Annotated in this window: 18 protein-coding genes and 1 pseudogene; 14 read left to right on the forward strand and 5 right to left on the reverse strand. The window is 67.8% G+C overall.

Annotated features, from left to right (window positions below):
- The 6 genes and pseudogenes from AX709_RS18885 to mazG all read left to right on the forward strand — a co-directional run.
- Window positions 1-501, forward strand: a pseudogene (locus AX709_RS18885) (DNA polymerase III subunit delta'); the annotation flags it as partial.
- Between the two features lie 9 nt (window positions 502-510).
- Window positions 511-2,064 (forward strand): methionine--tRNA ligase, encoded by a 1,554-nt coding sequence (gene metG, locus AX709_RS07520; protein WP_066548325.1) that lies wholly within the window; start codon window positions 511-513, stop codon window positions 2,062-2,064.
- On the forward strand, window positions 2,061-2,867 hold the full coding sequence (locus tag AX709_RS07525) for a TatD family hydrolase (protein ID WP_066548326.1): 807 nt from the start codon (window positions 2,061-2,063) through the stop codon (window positions 2,865-2,867). The genes metG and AX709_RS07525 overlap by 4 nt, the downstream gene beginning before the upstream one ends.
- The gene (locus AX709_RS07530) at window positions 2,864-3,628 is read left to right on the forward strand and encodes an MBL fold metallo-hydrolase (protein WP_066478695.1); all 765 of its coding nucleotides are present in this window, start codon (window positions 2,864-2,866) and stop codon (window positions 3,626-3,628) included. Before AX709_RS07525 ends, AX709_RS07530 begins: the two co-directional genes overlap by 4 nt.
- Window positions 3,625-4,254: a retropepsin-like aspartic protease family protein gene (locus tag AX709_RS07535; protein WP_066548329.1), complete on the forward strand. Its 630-nt coding sequence runs from the start codon at window positions 3,625-3,627 to the stop codon at window positions 4,252-4,254. Before AX709_RS07530 ends, AX709_RS07535 begins: the two co-directional genes overlap by 4 nt.
- Before the next feature lie 143 nt (window positions 4,255-4,397).
- Window positions 4,398-5,126, forward strand: a complete 729-nt coding sequence (gene mazG, locus AX709_RS07540; protein ID WP_066548332.1) for a nucleoside triphosphate pyrophosphohydrolase — start codon at window positions 4,398-4,400, stop codon at window positions 5,124-5,126.
- 16 nt (window positions 5,127-5,142) lie between these two features.
- Here the strand turns inward: mazG and AX709_RS07545 are convergent, their stop codons facing one another.
- The 4 genes from AX709_RS07545 to AX709_RS07560 form a co-directional block, all read right to left on the reverse strand.
- Entirely contained in the window at window positions 5,143-5,628 is a 486-nt protein-coding gene (locus AX709_RS07545; RefSeq protein WP_066548333.1) for an SH3 domain-containing protein, read from the reverse strand.
- 4 nt (window positions 5,629-5,632) lie between these two features.
- The gene (locus AX709_RS07550; protein ID WP_066548336.1) at window positions 5,633-7,036 is read right to left on the reverse strand and encodes an NAD(P)H-dependent flavin oxidoreductase; all 1,404 of its coding nucleotides are present in this window, start codon (window positions 7,034-7,036) and stop codon (window positions 5,633-5,635) included.
- A gap of 84 nt (window positions 7,037-7,120) precedes the next feature.
- On the reverse strand, window positions 7,121-8,257 hold the full coding sequence (locus AX709_RS07555; protein ID WP_066548338.1) for a glycosyltransferase family 4 protein: 1,137 nt from the start codon (window positions 8,255-8,257) through the stop codon (window positions 7,121-7,123).
- 5 nt (window positions 8,258-8,262) lie between these two features.
- Window positions 8,263-9,186: an alpha/beta fold hydrolase gene (locus AX709_RS07560; RefSeq protein ID WP_066548339.1), complete on the reverse strand. Its 924-nt coding sequence runs from the start codon at window positions 9,184-9,186 to the stop codon at window positions 8,263-8,265.
- Window positions 9,187-9,204: 18 nt separating this feature from the next.
- On the opposite strand from AX709_RS07560, the gene AX709_RS07565 reads away from it, so the two are divergent.
- From AX709_RS07565 to AX709_RS07600, 8 genes are all read left to right on the forward strand, one after another.
- Window positions 9,205-10,593 (forward strand): protein adenylyltransferase SelO family protein, encoded by a 1,389-nt coding sequence (locus tag AX709_RS07565; RefSeq protein ID WP_066548341.1) that lies wholly within the window; start codon window positions 9,205-9,207, stop codon window positions 10,591-10,593.
- A 77-nt stretch (window positions 10,594-10,670) separates the two neighbouring features.
- Window positions 10,671-12,083: a succinylglutamate-semialdehyde dehydrogenase gene (gene astD, locus AX709_RS07570; RefSeq protein WP_066478677.1), complete on the forward strand. Its 1,413-nt coding sequence runs from the start codon at window positions 10,671-10,673 to the stop codon at window positions 12,081-12,083.
- Window positions 12,084-12,199: 116 nt separating this feature from the next.
- Window positions 12,200-12,988 carry a uroporphyrinogen-III C-methyltransferase gene (gene cobA / locus AX709_RS07575; RefSeq protein WP_066548344.1) on the forward strand — a complete coding sequence of 263 codons (789 nt, stop codon included), beginning with the start codon at window positions 12,200-12,202 and terminating at the stop codon, window positions 12,986-12,988.
- Window positions 12,985-13,281, forward strand: a complete 297-nt coding sequence (locus AX709_RS07580; RefSeq protein ID WP_066548368.1) for a DUF2849 domain-containing protein — start codon at window positions 12,985-12,987, stop codon at window positions 13,279-13,281. Before cobA ends, AX709_RS07580 begins: the two co-directional genes overlap by 4 nt.
- Entirely contained in the window at window positions 13,281-13,727 is a 447-nt protein-coding gene (locus AX709_RS07585; RefSeq protein WP_066478672.1) for a hypothetical protein, read from the forward strand. The genes AX709_RS07580 and AX709_RS07585 overlap by 1 nt, the downstream gene beginning before the upstream one ends.
- A 29-nt stretch (window positions 13,728-13,756) precedes the next feature.
- The gene (locus AX709_RS07590; protein WP_066548346.1) at window positions 13,757-15,388 is read left to right on the forward strand and encodes a nitrite/sulfite reductase; all 1,632 of its coding nucleotides are present in this window, start codon (window positions 13,757-13,759) and stop codon (window positions 15,386-15,388) included.
- Window positions 15,381-15,806, forward strand: coding sequence for a DUF934 domain-containing protein (locus tag AX709_RS07595; RefSeq protein WP_066548348.1), 426 nt, complete (start codon window positions 15,381-15,383; stop codon window positions 15,804-15,806). The genes AX709_RS07590 and AX709_RS07595 overlap by 8 nt, the downstream gene beginning before the upstream one ends.
- Window positions 15,799-16,572 carry a phosphoadenylyl-sulfate reductase gene (locus AX709_RS07600; RefSeq protein ID WP_066548361.1) on the forward strand — a complete coding sequence of 258 codons (774 nt, stop codon included), beginning with the start codon at window positions 15,799-15,801 and terminating at the stop codon, window positions 16,570-16,572. Before AX709_RS07595 ends, AX709_RS07600 begins: the two co-directional genes overlap by 8 nt.
- 8 nt (window positions 16,573-16,580) lie before the next feature.
- On the opposite strand, the gene AX709_RS07605 is transcribed toward AX709_RS07600, so the two are convergent.
- On the reverse strand, window positions 16,581-17,175 hold a 595-nt coding region (locus AX709_RS07605; protein ID WP_066548364.1), incomplete at its 5' end, for an enoyl-CoA hydratase-related protein.

Genomic DNA, 17,175 nt, shown 5'->3' on the forward strand with positions numbered 1-17,175 from the left:
ATCCGGTCGCGATGCCGGCTGCTGCGCTTCGCGGAGCTGGGCGACGACGACATGGCGGCGGTGCTGCGCGAAGCGGTGCCGGAGGCGAGCGAGGCCGAGATCGCCGCGCTGGTGCGCGCCGGCGCGGGATCCCCGGGCCGCGCGCTCGCCTTTGCCGGGCTCGACATGGCGGCAATCGAGCGCGACCTGGCCGAGATCGCGCGGACCGGCGACCCGGACAGCGTGATCCGGGTGAGGCTGGCCGGAGCGCTGTCGGGCAAGGCGGCGCAGGCGCGCTATGAAGCCTTTCTGACGCGGACGCCGAGCTTCATCGCGGAGCAGGCGCGCGGCCGATCCGGAGGGGCGCTCAAGACCGCGCTCGACGCCTATGCCCGAACGCGGTCGATCGCAGCCGCCGCGATCGGCCTGTCGCAGGACGTGGTGACGACCGTGTTCGAGCTGGCCGCCGAAGTCGCGACGCTGGCGCCGACGGGGCTTCAACCCGGCGAGACGATGCACTAGGGCAAGGCGATGGCCGACCCCTATTACATCACCACCGCGATCCACTATCCCAATGGCCGCCCGCATATCGGCCACGCCTATGAGATGATCGCGGCCGATGCGATCGCGCGCTTTCAGCGTCAGGCGGGGCGCGACGTGCGATTTCAGACCGGGACCGACGAACATGGGCTGAAAATGGTCCAGACCGCGCGCGCCCAGGGCAAGGAGGTCCGTGCGCTGGCCGATGAAATGTCTAACTATTTCATTACAATGGCGGACATTCTTGATATTTCGTGCGATCGCTTCATCCGCACCGTCGAACCCGATCATCACCGCGCGAGCCAGGCGATCTGGCAGGCGATGGCGGACGCCGGCGACCTGTATCTCGACCGCTATGAGGGCTGGTATTCGGTCCGCGACGAAGCCTTTTACGAGGAAAAGGAACTCGTCGAAGGGGAAGGGGGCGTCAAGCTGTCGCCCCAGGGCACGCCGGTCGAATGGACGACCGAGGAGACGTGGTTTTTCCGCCTGTCGAAATATCAGCAGCCGCTGCTCGACTTCTACGCCGCCAACCCGGATTTCATTCGTCCGGACAGCCGCCGCAACGAAATCCTGCGCTTCGTCGAGGGCGGGCTGGTCGACCTGTCGGTCAGCCGCACCAGTTTTGACTGGGGCGTCCCCGTGCCGGGCAGTCCGGGGCATGTCATGTATGTCTGGGTCGACGCGCTGACCAACTACCTGACCGGCGCGGGCTATCCGGACGCGCCACAGGGCGACCGCTACTGGCCCGCCGACCTGCACCTGATCGGCAAGGATATCGTGCGCTTCCACACGGTTTACTGGCCGGCGTTCCTGATGTCGGCAGGGCTGCCGCTGCCGCGCCAGGTGTACGGCCACGGCTTTCTGCTCAACCGCGGCGAGAAGATGTCGAAATCGACCGGCAACGTGGTCGATCCGATCGCGCTCGCCGAACTGGTGGGCGTCGATGCGCTGCGCTATTTCCTGCTCCGCGACATCAGCTTCGGCCAGGACGGCACGTTCAGCGACGAGGCGATCGCGACCCGCGCCAATGCCGACCTCGCCAACAGCTTCGGCAACCTTGCCCAGCGCACGCTCAGCTTCATCGCCAAGAATCTGGATGGCGCATTGCCCGACGCGGGGCGGGGCGACCCGGCCGACAGCGCGCTGCTGACCCAGGTCAACGATGCGATCGCCGACTTTGCGGTGCAGTTCGCCGATCTGGCACTGTCGCAGGCGATCGAGGCGTGGATGCGTGCGGTATTCGCGTGCAACCAGTATATCGATGCGCAAGCACCCTGGGCGCTGCGCAAGACCGATCCCGAGCGTATGCACGCGGTGCTCGGCACACTCGTCCGCGCGATCCGCCAGCTTGCCATCGCGATCCTGCCGGTCATTCCGGGGTCGGCGGGCCGGCTGCTCGACCAGCTGGGTGCGGCGGCGCGCGATCACGCCGCGCTCGAGGATCGCGACTGGTACGGGCGCCAGCAGGCGGCGGGCTTCCGTCTTTCGCCGCCGACCCCCATTTTCCCGCGCATCGTCCTGCCCGAACCGGAGGCGGTGTGAAGCTCGCCGACAGCCATTGCCACCTCAATTACAAAGGGCTCGTCGAGCAGCAGGGCGAGGTGCTGGCCCGCGCGCGCGATCGCGGGGTCGTCGCGATGCTCAACATCTCGACGCGCGAGCATGAGTGGGACGACATACTGGGCGTCGCCGAGCGCGAGCCCGATGTCTGGGCGACGATCGGCATTCATCCGCATGAAGCCGACGCGCATCCGCATGTCGACACCGAGAAGCTGGTCGCACGCGCAGCCCATCCCCGGGTGGTCGGGATCGGCGAGAGCGGACTTGATTATTATTACGAGCATAGCGACCGCGATCGGCAGAAATCGGCGTTCCGTGCGCATCTGGCGGCATGCCGTCACACCGGTTTGCCGATCGTGGTGCACACCCGCGATGCGGAGGACGACACCGCCGAAATCCTGACCGACGAGCTGGGGAAGGGGGGCTTTCCCGGCGTTATCCACTGCTTCACCGCCAGCGCGGCGTTCGCGCGGATCGCGCTCGACCTCGGCTTCTACATCTCGATCTCGGGGATCGTGACGTTCAAGAATGCGCGCGCGCTTCAGGACACGGCGAAATGGCTGCCGCGCGACCGGCTGCTGATTGAAACCGACGCACCGTTCCTCGCCCCGGTGCCCCATCGCGGCAAGCCGGGCGAGCCGGCGTTCGTGGCCGACACCTGCCGCTTTCTGGCCGAGCTGCGCGGCGAAGATGCCGAGCAGCTGGCGGACGCGACGCGCGCGAATTTTCACCGCCTGTTCGCCAAGACGCTGGCAGGGGCGCCCGACGGAAGCGGCACGGCGTGAAGCTGCGGCTGCTCGGCTGCGGGACATCGTCGGGGGTGCCGCGCATCGGCGCCGACTGGGGACGGTGCGATCCCGACGAGCCGCGCAACTGGCGGACGCGCACCGCTGGCCTCGTGTCGACCGAGCGCACCCGCGTGCTCGTCGATACCGGGCCCGACATGCGCCGGCAGCTGATCGACGCACGCGTGGCCAGCGTCGACGCGGTAATCTGGACCCACGCGCACGCCGATCATGTCCACGGCATCGACGATCTGCGCCAGCTGTTCCACAACTCGGGCGCGCCCGTCCGCTGCTTTGCGCGTGCGGCGACGATCGAGGATCTGCGCGCCCGCTTTGCCTATGTCTTTCACGGCCGCGCCGGCTATCCACCTGTCGCGACGCTCGATCCGCTGCCCGACCGGATGGAGATCGGCGACCTGGTCGTCACCACGGTCGATCAGCCGCACGGCGCGATCACCAGTGCCGGGCTGTGCTTTGCCCATGAAGGCAAGCGCATCGGATATTCGACCGATTTCAGCGGAATGACCGACGACATGCGGCGCGTGTTCGACAGTATCGACGTCTGGGCCGTCGATGCGCTGCGTCGTGAACCGCACCCGACGCATCCGACGCTCGATCAGGTCGTGGCGTGGGTAAGCGAGCTCGGCGTGCGGCACGCGGCGTTGATCCACATGGACAACAGCATGGATTACCGAACGCTTTGCGCCGAACTGCCCGAACATATCCGGCCCGGCCATGACGGGATGGAGTTGATACCGTGAGTGAACAGCAGGCCATCGGGCTGATCGGCAGCGTCGGGTTCCTCGTGCTGGTTCTCGCGTCGCTGGCGGCACGCCGTCCCAATATGTCGCTGGTCCTCCGTTCGGCGCTGGGCTGGATCGCGATCGCGGCCGTGATCGCGATCCTCGTCGCGTTTCGTGGCGAGATTGGCGGCTTCGTCAACGATGTCGGGGCGCGGCTTGGCTTTGCCGATCAGCGCACGCGGGGCGGCGCGTTGCGCATTCCGGCATCCGATGACGGCCATTACTGGGCCAATGTGCGAATCAACGGCGTGGCGCGCCGGATGCTGATCGACAGCGGCGCGACGACCACGTCCTTGTCGGTGGCAACCGCGCAGGCGGCGGGAGTCGCGGTCGATGATGGCGGACTGGTCGCGGTCGTCGACACCGCCAACGGACCGGTGGAGGCGCGGCGCGCGCGGATCGACCGACTGGAGGTCGGACCTATCCAGACCGAGGACCTTGGCGTGCTGGTCGCGCCCAATTTCGGGGACGTCGACCTGCTGGGCATGAACTTCCTGTCGCGCCTTGACAGCTTTCGCACCGAGCAGGGGGTGCTCGTCCTCGAACCCGCCGGCACCACGGCGTCAGCGGAGGAGTCGAACTGAATGCGCTTCGCCATTTTACATAATGTATATTATCGGACTTTGCGATATGGCGCTGAGGCAGGCCCGGGATCGTCACCGCGCCCCGTCAAGCCCCTCTCTCGTGTCGCACGGGTAACTTGCCCCGCCAATGCGAGCGTCGGCGCATGATCGAACGCCTTGTCGCAATCATGGCGCGACTGCGCGATCCCGAGCATGGCTGCGAATGGGACCTCGCGCAGACTTTCGCGACGATCGCGCCCTACACGATCGAGGAAGCCTATGAAGTTGCGGACGCCATCGAGCGCAACGACATGGCGGACCTCCAGGACGAACTGGGCGACCTGTTGCTGCAGGTCGTCTTTCACAGCCGCATCGCCGAGGAAGCCGGCGCGTTCGACCTTGCCGACGTGGTCGCCGCGATCAGCGACAAGATGGAGCGCCGCCACCCGCACATTTTCGGCGACGGAACCAACCCGGGCTGGGAAACGATCAAAGCACAGGAACGTAAACAAAAGCAGAACGATCCGAGTGCGCTGGCGGGTGTTGCCGCGGGCCTGCCCGCCCTGCTGCGCGCGGAAAAGCTTCAGAAGCGCGCCGCGCGCGTCGGCTTCGACTGGCCCGACGCACAGGGCCCGCGCGCCAAGGTGGTCGAGGAGATCGCCGAGCTGGACGAAGCTACGTGCGACGATCAGCGCGCCGAGGAGTTTGGCGACTTGATGTTCGCGCTGGTCAATTGGGGACGCCATCTGGGGATCGATCCCGAGACGGCATTGCGCCAGGCCAACATGAAATTCGAACACCGGTTCCGCGCAATGGAGGCCCTGGCGGACGGCGATTTCGCTGCGCTCGGGCTCGATGCCCAGGAAGCGTTGTGGCAGCGGGTCAAGGGCTGACCCGCCGTCTCGCGCGTCAGAATTCCTCGCCGGGGTCGACCCCCCACAGGCTTGCCTGCTCGATATAGCCGGTCCGGCCGCGCACGTCGAACAGGCACCACCCCGCGCGGCATTCGTCGAGCTTGCCGACCACGCCCGGTGCAGCACGCCAGTTGATCTTTGCACCGGGGCCGGGCGTCGCCCGCATCGGCGTCACGCCGCCGATCACGACCCCGGTGCGCTGGCTGCTCAACAGATTGACCAGCATCCATCCCTGGGTGCCGTCCGGATCCTCGATCTTGCGCCAGTCCTTGTAGATGTCGACGACGCGGATCGGCAGGTTGTCGCGCCGATAGAGCCATATCGCCGGATAGTTGCGCCCCGGCCCGGTACGCATCATCGCCCGGTCGGCGGCGATCGACGCGAAATACGGCGTCTTGCGCCGCTGGGCGTCCGCAGCGCCGCCGATGCCGGGCAGCACGAGCAGGATGGTCAGCAAGCGCCAGGGAAACCGCCTCGCCATCGGCTCAATCCCCTGTCAGGATACGATCGACCAGCTGCTTGACGGTCGGCACGAAGCCGTTGGAATAAAAGGGATCGCGCTTGAACTGATAGGCGGCATGGCCGGCAAACATCAGATTTTGCTCGGTGTCGCCGCCATGCGCGATGTCCTGAAGCGTCTTCTGGATACAGAAGCTGCGCGGATCGACCGGCCGGCCGGTCGAATTGGTTTCGGTATCGGCCCAGGACGAAAAGGCGCACTGGCTGAGGCAGCCCATGCAGTCCGCCTGGTCCTTGCGAATTTCCGCCTTCTCGGCGGGCGTGACGAACACCAGCGTATTGTCGGGAGTCTTCAACGCTTCGGTAAAGCCCAGTCCATGCCATTCGCGCGCGCGGAGCAGGTCGCCGCGCGTCACCCAGAAATTCTTGCCGCGCACGCCCACGTCGAGCTGGAAGGTGTGATCGCCGGCCTGCTGCGTCGAAAACGGGATCTGACGCTCCGACCGCGCTTCCAGGTTGCGCAGGAACGGGTTGCGCACCGCAGAGGAATAGAAGCCGGTGGGCGAGAATTTGTGGAGGAGCACGTCGCCTTCCTCGATCGTCATCAACCGGGCTTTCCAGGCGTCGGGGATCGGGCTTTCCTGCGTCAGCAACGGCCGGGTCCCGAACTGGAAGGCGATCGCGCCCAGTTCGGGATTGTCGATCCAGTTCGACCAGTCGCGCAAATACCAGACGCCGCCGGCCATCACGATCGGAACATCGTCGGAAATGCCGCCCTCGCGCATCGTCTCGCGCAGCGACTTGACCCGCGGATAGGGATCCTGCGGCGCGCGGGGATCCTCGGCATTGCTCAGCCCGTTATGCCCGCCGGCCAGCCACGGGTCCTCATAGACCACCGCCGCCAGCCATTCAGACGCCTTTGAATAAGCGCGCTTCCACAGCGCCCGGAAGGCGCGCCCGGAACTGACGATCGGCAGATAGTTGACGCCATAGGACGCCGCAATTTCGGACAACTTATACGGCATCCCCGCGCCGCAGGTGACGCCCGCAACCATGCCGCGGGTGCGTTCGAGCACGCCGTGCAGCACACGTTGCGCGCCACCCATTTCCCACAGCACGTTGATGTTGATCGCCCCGCGCCCGCCCGCGATCTCGAAGGCGCGCCGGACCTGCTGGACCGCGCCCTCGATGGCGTATTCGATCAGCTCCTCATGCCGTTCGCGGCGGGTAAGTGCGCGGTATATCTGAGGAATGATTTTGCCGTCGGCGTCGTAGCTGTCGGCATTCACCGCCGATACAGTCCCGATCCCGCCAGCCGCGGCCCATGCCCCCGCACTCGCGTGATTGGTGGCGGCAACCCCCTTGCCCCCCTCGATCAGCGGCCACACTTCCCGACCATGATAGGTGATCGGCTTGATGCCCTTGAACAACGACTTCTCCTGTAAAACCGGCGCGACGATAGCGGCATCACGAAAACGAATCGAGCAATTCCTGCAAAGACAGGCGCGGGCGACTCATGCCGACAGGTCGATTCCGCCGATCGCCCCGCCATAAAGCTTGCCATAGGCTGCGATCATCGCTTGTTCGTCGAACAGTGCACGGGCCCGTGCGAGGTTCGCCGCGCCGATGCGCGCGCGGGCGGGCGCGTCGTTGGCCAGTGCCTGGAGCCGGTCGCGCAGATGCACCTCGTGGCGGTCGATTCCCATATAGGGCAGGTTCTCCGGCGCGACCATTTCGGGGATGTCGCCCAGCGGCGGCGCGACAACGGGCAACCCGCTCGCCATCGCCTCCATCACCGAAATCGGCTGCTGCTCGCTGCGCGACGACAGGGCGAAGATGTCGAAGAGACCGATATAGCGGTGCGGTTCGGGCAGGAATCCGGGCAGGTGGACCTGGTCCCCCATCCCCATCAGCTCGGCCGCCTGCACGATCGCCGCGCGCTCGGGCCCCTCGCCCGCGATGACCAGCCGGGTACGCGCACCGACCACGCCACCGGTGGCGCGGACGAGGAGCGCTAGGTCCTTGACCGGGCGCAGACCGGCGATGGCGCCGATGACGACTTCTCCCGGCCGTCGTTTGAACCCCGGAATGGCGTTGGCGCGCGGTTTGGCGGTGGCATAGCGGTCGACCGGGATGCCGTTGCTGATCCGCGCGACGCGGGCAGCCGGCTGCTTCCACGCGCGCGTCGCGATCCGCGCCAGCGTATGCGACGGCACGACCAGTCGGTGCGCCGCGACCAGCGCGAGGCGGCGATAGGTGTTGCGCATCGGGTTGAGGCCATTGGCCTCGTCGTCGTTGAAGCCGTCTTCGTGATGGATGACCGGTGGCATCCCCTTGCCGAACACCCGGCGCGCCATCACCCCGTCGATCGCGCCCCAGTTATATGTCAGCACCAGGTCGAAACGGCGCATGAACCGCGCGATCGCCTCATAGCGCGCGACCGACGGACGCCCGGTCAGCGGCGGCGGGTCCTGCGCGATTTCATAGGCGATGCCCGGCGCGATCGCATCGCGCGCGCCCAAAGCGCCCGGCACGCCGGAGACGATGACGTGGCGTGCGCGGTCGCCAAAGGCGTTCATCAGCCGGACGGCACGCGCCTCCTTGCCGCCCAGATCGAAGCTCGAATGCAGATGCAGGATGCGGACCGGCATCGGGTTCAGGCACGCGCGCCGCTGGCCAGCCGCGCGAGCAGCCCGTCGACCGCCGCGACCGCCGCCGGCTCGTCGAGCGTCGGGGCATGGCCGGTGTCAGGGACCGTCACGAGTTCGCCCTGCGGCAGTCGATCGCGCATCCGCCGCGCGACCTCGTCGCTCAGAATATCCGAGCAGGCCCCGCGCAGGACGAGCACGGGCACACCGGCCAGCGCATCGAGCGCCCCCCACATGTTGAGCCCCGCCTCGTTGCCCGGCACCCGGAACGGCTCGGCGATGCGCATGTCGTAGTCGAGCACGATCCGACCGTTGGAATTGAGCCGGTACAGCCGCTTGGCCATGCCCAGCCAGTCCTGAATCTCATAGGTGGGATAAGCGTCGGCATTCGCCTCCGCCACCGCGCGCGCGGCATGCATCCAGGTTGGGTGCCAGCTGCCCTTGCCGACATAGCCGCGGATGCGCGCGAGGCCCGCCGGGTCAATCTCCGGCCCGACATCGTTGAGCACGGCGCCGACCACCCGCCCCCGTTCGGCCGTTGCCAGCAGCATCGCCAAGATGCCGCCCAGCGACGTTCCGACGAGCACGATCCGCGGCAGGTCGAGCTGGCGCAGCAGCACCTCCAGATCCTGCAGATAGGTGAGCGGGACATAGGTCATCGGGTCGCGCGCATAGGCGCTTTCGCCCCGCCCGCGCAGATCGACGACGATCAGCCGCCAGTCACCCGCCAGCCGCGCCGCCAGCCCGTCGAAATCGCGGGCGTTGCGCGTCAGGCCCGGCATGCACAGCAGCGCCGGGCGATCGTCCGGCCCGGCATAGTCGCGATAATGCAGCCGCAGACCGTCGTTCGACCACCAATAGCCGTCCTGCCAGGCGGGTGCGGGCCCGGCCGGGTCGGTCAGTCGCGAACCGTGGTTGCGTTGCGTCGCCATGCCACCCCATATCGCCGCATGTCCAAGCCCCCGCAAGCGCCCGTGTCCTTTCATCCCGAACGCACGATCCTCGAACTCGGCGACGGCTTCTACGACCCGGTGCAACCGGCGGCGTTCCCCGCGGCGATCCTGCGTTTCCGCAACGACCGCCACGCCGCCGCGATCGGCCTCGACCAGCTCGACGATCGCGCGTGGATCGATCATTTCGCGCGGTTCACGCCACTGCCGGGCAGCCTGGAGGCGCCGCTGGCGCTGCGTTATCACGGCCACCAGTTCCGCGTGTACAATCCCGACATCGGCGACGGGCGCGGTTTCCTGTTCGCCCAGCTCCGCGACGGTGCCGGCCGTCTGCTCGACCTGGGCACCAAGGGTTCGGGTCAGACACCCTGGAGCCGCTTCGGCGACGGCCGGCTGACGCTCAAGGGCGGCGTGCGCGAGGTGCTGGCGACCGAGATGCTCGAGGCGCTGGGGGTCGACACATCCAAAAGCTTTTCGCTCGTCGAGACCGGGGAGGCGCTGCATCGCGGCGACGAGCCCTCCCCCACCCGGTCGAGCGTGCTGGTCAGGCTGAGCCACGGCCATATCCGGATCGGGACGTTCCAGCGTGTCGCCCAGTTGCGCGACGAGGAAGCGATGCGGCGGCTGATCGCCTATGTCCTGCGCCACTTTTATGGCGAGGAAGCGGAAGACCCGTCGGATGCCGCCCCGCGCCTGCTCCGCCATGTCGTCGGCGCGACCGCGCGGCTGGCGGCGGGGTACATGGCGGCGGGCTTCGTCCACGGCGTGCTCAATTCGGACAATATCAACGTCACCGGCGAAAGCTTCGACTATGGCCCGTGGCGGTTCGCGCCGACCTGGGACGCGGCGTTCACCGCGGCCTATTTCGACCATGGCGGCCTGTACGCCTTCGGCCGGCAGGCGGAGGCGATCCACTGGGATGTGATGCAGCTCGCGGTCAGCCTGCGCATCGTCAGCGCGGCCGAGCCGTTGATCGCGGCGCTCGATGCGTTCGAGCCCGAATATCGGGCCGCGTTGCGCGAGGCGCTGCTGTGGCGCCTGGGGCGCACGCCCGGCGATCCTGACGACGGGGACGCGCTGGCCCGCGCGCTCGACACCGCACTGGCGCAAAGCCAGGTACCGATCGACCGATTCTTCTTCGACAGCTTCGCGCGCGACATCCCCGACAGCTATGGCCCGGCATTCGACGACGTGCGTGCGCTGTTGGCGCGTCACGCCCCGCGCAGCGCGCGCAACGATCGCTACTGGCACGGCGATGCGCCGTGCGCGCTCGACATCGCGGAGGTCGAGGCGATCTGGGCACGCATCGATCAGGCCGACGACTGGTCGGCGTTCCACGCCAAGATCGACGCGATCCGCGCGATGGGCGCGGCACTGGCGGACGGGTAAGTGCCTGCGTTCGCCAGGTGACTGGCATCGGCGGCAAATCTGGTGCATGAGCCCGGCAACTGGCCGCAGGATGCTGAATGCCGCAGGAACTGATTTCGACCGAGCCCGCCACCGGCGCGGTGTTGTGGCGCAAGCCCCACGGAAATGCCGATACAGAAGTGGGGATCGCGCGCGCCGCGTGGGCGGAATGGGCCGCACGCCCCTATACGGTGCGGGTCGAGACGATGCGCCGCTTTGCCAATGTCGTACGCGCCCGCGCCGACGCGATGGCCGACCTGATCGCCCGCGAAACCGGCAAGCCGTTGTGGGAATCGCGCACCGAAGTCGAAACCGTGATCGGCAAGGTCGACATCTCCGTCAACGCGCATTCGGAACGGACCGGCCAGCGGCGGATGGAAGCGCCGATGAACGGCCGGGTCGCGCTGCGTCACAAGCCGCACGGCGTGCTGGCGGTGCTGGGACCCTACAACTTCCCGGCGCACCTGCCCAACGGCCACATCGTGCCCGCGCTGCTCGCAGGCAATGCGGTTGTGTTCAAACCGTCGGAAAAGACCCCCGCGGTCGGCGAGATGCTGGTCGATTGCTATCGCGCGGCGGGCGTGCCGGAGGGTTGCGTCCGCCTGCTGATCGGCGGACCGGAAGCGGGCAAGGCACTGGCGGGCCATCCCGACATCGACGGGCTGCTGTTTACCGGATCGGCGCGCACCGGCATCGCGCTCAACCGGATGTTCGCCGAGCATCCCGAAAAGATCCTCGCACTCGAAATGGGCGGCAACAACCCGATCGTCGTGTGGAGCACCCCGGACCTCTACACCGCGGCCGTGCTGGTCGTGCAGTCGGCGTTCACCACCGCGGGCCAGCGGTGCGCCAACGCCCGGCGGCTGATCGTCGACGAGCGGCTGGCCGATCCGCTGATCGCGGAGATCGAGAAGCTCGTGGCGCGGATGATCATCGGCGAACCCCATGCCGACCCGGCCCCGTTCATGGGTCCGGTGATCGACAACGACGCCGCCGACCAGCTGACCGAGGCGTTTGTCGGGCTGCTGACGCGCGGCGGCCGGCCGATCCGCCACCTCCACCGCCTGATCGAGGGGCGGCCGTTCCTGTCGCCCGGCATCATCGACATGACCCATGCGACCGATCGGCCCGACGGCGAACTGTTCGGCCCGGTGCTGCAGGTGTTTCGCACCGCGACCTTCGACGAGGCGATCGCCGAGGCCAACAACACCCGCTACGGGCTGTCCGCCGCGCTGATCAGCCAGGAGCCGACGCTGTACGAGCAATTCTGGTCGAACATCCGCGCCGGCGTGGTCAACTGGAATCGCCCCACCAACGGCGCATCCTCGTCCGCGCCGTTCGGCGGCGTCGGCTGGTCGGGCAACCATCGGCCGAGCGCCTATTATGCGGCGGATTACTGCGCCTATCCGGTCGTGTCGTCCGAAGCCGAGCTCGCCCGGGCATCGATCGGCATCGGTCTGCGCGACGGGTGATGTCCAGTGCCAGTCCGGCGTGATCCGGTCCGCGTCGGGCGCTGAAAAGTTCTGCTACGGTGACGCCAAGCATCGATCGATTGCAACTTGCGCGGCGGCGGCGCATCTCGAACGGCATGACAGAGGCGCACTCCGCTACCCGCGACGGCCGGGTCATCCTGGTCGGGGCCGGCCCCGGCGATCCGGGGCTGCTGACGCTGCGTGCCGCCGATGCTCTCCGCATCGCGGACGTCGTCGTCCATGACGGCCTGATCGACCCGCGCATGCTCGACCTGGCACCGCGGGCGGCGGCGCGGATTTCGGTGGCCAAGCAGCGCGCGCGCCATACCCTGCCGCAGGAGGCGATCAACGCGCTGCTCGTGGCGCACGCCCGCCGCGGCGCGACCGTCGTCCGGCTGAAGGGCGGCGATCCGTTCGTGTTCGGCCGCGGCGGCGAGGAGGTCGAGGCGCTGCGCGACGCGGGCATCCCGGTCGAGGTGATTCCGGGCGTATCGGCGGCGCTCGGCTGCGCGGCGCAGGCGATGCTCCCCCTCACCCACCGCGACTGGTCGAGCACGGTCAGCTTCGTCGCCGGCCAGTGCAAGGGGCTGTCGGAACAGGACTGGTCTGGGCTGGCCGGCAAGGGCCGGACGCTTGTCATCTACATGGGCGTCGCCACGGCTGCACAGATCGCGGAGAAGCTGATGGCCGACGGGGTTGCCCCCGATATGCCCGTCGCGGTGCTGGAGCGCGGCACCCGTGCGGGTGCCCGCGCGCTGCGCACCCTGCTCGCCGATCTTGGCGCGATGGTCGCGCGCCAGCGCGTCGCGTCGCCGGCCGTCATCGTCGTCGGCGAGGTGGCGCGGCTGGCCGATGCGCAGGATCAGCTGGGGCAATGGGCAAAAGCGGCGGAGGCGCTGGCGTGAAGATCCTGACCGGCAATGACCTGAAGACCGGCGATGTCGTGTGGTGGACCGGCAGCGGGTGGTCGCGCCACGTCGCCGACGCGATCGATGTCGCCGAGCATGGCGAGGCGATCGCGCGCGGGGAGGAAGCCGCGCGGCGCGTGAACGTGCCCTATGTCATCGATGCCGTGCTGGGCGGGGATGGCCCGCGTCCCGAGCATATCAAGGACCGGATCCGCGCGCTCGGGCCGACGGTGCGCGCCGACCTGTCGCTCAAGCCTGCCGACCCGCAAGCCGGCAGCTGGGTGATCTGATGCGCGCCGGGCACCTGGCCGTGCTGGCGCTCGCGTGCGCGGCACCCTCGTTCGCACCTGCCTCCGCCCTCGCGCGAGCGCCCGGCGAGGCGCGCGAAACGCGACATGTCACGCAGACCTATCTGCGCGCGAAGCCCGGACTGCGCGCCGATCTGATCGCCTATTTGCGGGCCAACTGGTTCGCGATGGACCGGATCGGCGTCGAACGCGGCCTGTTCACCAGCTATGCGCTGCTGGAGCGTGGCGACGAAAGCCAGGCCGAGTGGGACGTGATCGTCACTGTCGGCTATCCGACCGAAGCGGGCTACGACGCGCCGGGTGTCGCCGAGGCCTTTCAGGCCATCCGCGCGGCACACCGCGAAGTGAAGATCGGCGGGCGCGGTTTCGCCGAGCTGGGCGAAATCGTCCAGCACCACCCGCTTGCCGTGGTCACGCACAACCCGTGACCCGCCGACGCAGATAGAGGCCCGAGCCGATGTACCGATACGACCAATATGACCAGGCGATCGTCGATGCCCGCGTTGCCGAATTCCGCGATCAGGTGGAACGCCGCATCGCGGGGCAGCTGACCGAGGACCAGTTCAAGCCGCTGCGGCTGATGAACGGCCTCTATTTGCAGCTGCACGCCTATATGCTTCGCGTCGCCATCCCCTATGGCACGCTCGACAGCCGGCAGATGCGGATGCTGGCGCGCGTCGCGCGCAAATATGATCGCGGCTACGGCCATTTCACCACGCGCCAGAACCTGCAGTATAACTGGATCAAGCTGGCCGACGCGCCCGACATCCTCGCCGATCTGGCGACGGTCGAGATGCATGCGATCCAGACCAGCGGCAATTGCATCCGCAACATCTCGTCCGACCAGTTCGCCGGTGCGGCCGCAGACGAGCTGACCGATCCGCGGCCATGGGCCGAGCTGATCCGGCAGTGGAGCACGTTCCACCCCGAGTTCACCTACCTGCCGCGCAAGTTCAAGATCGCGGTGATCGCGGCGGCGGAGGATCGCGCGGCGATGCGTCTGCACGATATCGGCATTCAGATCGTCGCGCGCGACGGCGAAATGGGCGCGCGGATCTTCGTCGGCGGAGGCATGGGCCGCACACCCATGATCGCGCCGGAAATCCGCGATTTCGTGCCGCTCGGCGACCTGCTGAGCTATCTGGAGGCCTGCCTGCGGGTCTACAACCGCCATGGGCGCCGCGACAATCTCTACAAGGCGCGGATCAAGATCCTGGTGCACGAGATCGGCGCGGACGAATATCGCCGCCAGGTCGAAGCCGAGTTCGTCGCGGTCAAGGCGCTGGGCATCGATCCGCCGGCCGTCGAGTTCGATCGCATCGCGGCATTCTTCGCGCCGCCGCCCTTTGAACAGGGTCTCGACGACACGGTCGACCGCAGCGATCCCGATTTTGCGGTGTGGATCGACCAGAATGTGAAGGCGCACAAGCAGCCGGGCCATGCGATCGTCAACATCTCGCTCAAGCCGGTAGGCGGCATTCCGGGCGACGCGAGTGCCGACCAGATGGACGTGATGGCCGACCTTGCCGCGCGCTACAGCCATGACGAGCTCCGCGTCACGCACGCCCAGAACATCGTGCTGCCACATGTGCGCAAGGCGGACCTGCACGCGATCTGGCAGGCGCTGGCGGCCGCCGGGCTGGCGGAGGCTAATCTGGACCTGATCAGCGACATCATCGCCTGCCCGGGCCTCGACTATTGCAGCCTCGCCAATGCACGCTCGATCCCCGTCGCGCAGAAGATCGCGACGCGTTTCGCCGATCTCGACCGGCAGCGCGACCTGGGCGAGCTCAAGCTCAAAATCTCCGGCTGCATCAATGCGTGCGGCCATCACCATGCCGGCCATATCGGCATTCTGGGCGTCGACCGGAAAGGCGTCGAAAACTACCAGCTGTCGTTCGGCGGATCGGGCGCGGAGGACGTCAGCCTCGCCCGCATCACCGGACCGGGATTTACCGAGGACGGCGTCGTCGACGCGGTCGAAAAGGCGACCGAGGTCTACATCGCGCATCGCGAGGCGGGCGAGCGTTTCGTCGACACCTATCGTCGGATCGGCATGGAGCCGTTCAAGGAAGCGATCTATGGATAAGTTGTTGCGTCTGCGCGACGACGAGCCGCACGAGGAGCCGGCGGTCACGCTCGACGCCTTTCTGGGTCAGTCGAATGCGACCGCGGTCAGGGTAGAGGCCGGCGAGGATGTCCGCGCGCTCCTTCCCTTTCTCGACCGGCTGGCGTTGGTCGAGATCAATTTTCCGAGCTTTCGCGACGGTCGGGGCTATTCGGCGGCACGCATCCTGCGCGAGGCCGGCTATGGCGGCGAATTGCGTGCTGAGGGCGACGTGCTCGTCGACCAGATCCCGCTGATGCGCCGGTGCGGCTTTGACAGTTTCGCGCCGGCCTCTCCGGTCGATCAGGCGACGCTGGCCGCGGCGATTGCGCGGCATGACCATGTTTATCAGGCCGCGGCCGATGAACGCGTGCCGGTGTGGAAGCTGCGCCATGGCTGACCTCGACATACGGGCAGTCGACCGGATCGATGTCGCGCCGCGCTTCACCTCGGCGGATGCGCTGCGCCTGAACGACCGGTTTCGCGGGGAGGATGCCGCGACGATGCTGCGGACGGTGCTGGGCAGCCGGATGCTCGGCGACGTCGCGCTGCTTTCATCCTTCGGCGCCGAATCCGCGGTGCTGCTGCATCTGGTCGCCACGGTCGATCCCGCGATCCCGGTCCTGTTTCTCGATACCGGCAAACATTTTCCGGAGACGCTGGCGTATCGGGATCTGCTCGCAGACCGGCTTGGGCTGCGCGACCTTCGCAATCTGACCCCCGATCCCGCCGCGCTCGCTGCTCGTGACGCGGCCGGCGAACGCTGGTCCTACGATCCCGACGGCTGTTGCGACCTGCGCAAGGTCCAGCCGCTCACCCGCGCATTGGGCGGCTTCGACGCCACAATCACGGGGCGCAAGGCGTTTCAGGCGGATACCCGCGCCGCGCTCGAACGGTTCGAGATCGACGCCGCCGATGCGCAGGGTCGGTTGAAGCTCAATCCGCTGGCGACCTGGCATCGGGCGGACCTCGATGCCTATTTCGTCGCGCACGACCTGCCGCGCCATCCGCTCGAGGCACAGGGCTATCCCTCGATCGGCTGCGCACCGTGCACCAGCCCGGTCTCCACCGACGGGGATGACGTCCGCGCTGGACGGTGGCGCGGCTTTGCCAAGACCGAGTGCGGCATCCACCTGCCCGCAGGTGCCGCCAAGCCGGCGGCGTAAGCCGGGCGTCAGCGGCCCTTGAATTCGGGCGGTCGCTTCTGGAGGAAGGCCATGCCGCCCTCCACCGAATCCGCGCTGCCCCGCGCCCTGCGCTGCGCCTCGGCCTCCGCCAGCATCGCTTCGGCGTGGCCGGTGTCGAGCGCGCGCCAGACCGCGCGGCGCATCAGGCCGAGCGCGACCGTCGGGCCGCGCGCAAGCCGCTGCGCCAGCGCCAGCGCCTCCTCATCCAGCCGTTCGTCGGTGACCACCCGGTGGATCAATCCCCATTCCAGCGCGCGTTCGGCCGACACCCGTTCGCCAAGCATCATCATTTCCATCGCGCGCGCGCGCCCGACGATACGCGGCAGCAGCCACGTCGCGCCGCCGTCGGGCACCAGCCCGATATTGACGAACGCCTGAAGGAAATAGGCGGTCGGGCTGGCGATGCAGAAGTCCGCGGTGAGCGCGAGGCTGCTGCCGATGCCCGCCGCCGCGCCGCGCACCGCACTGACCACCGGTACCGCAAGGTCGGCGATCGCGGCCAGCGTAGGATTGTAATGTTCGGTGAGCGCCGCGAAGGTCGCGGCTTCGGGGTCGTCGCTGCCCAGTGCGCCGCCCCCGACA

The sequence above is a fragment of the Sphingomonas sp. CCH15-F11 genome (assembly GCF_001557005.1).
Lineage (GTDB): Bacteria > Pseudomonadota > Alphaproteobacteria > Sphingomonadales > Sphingomonadaceae > Sphingomonas.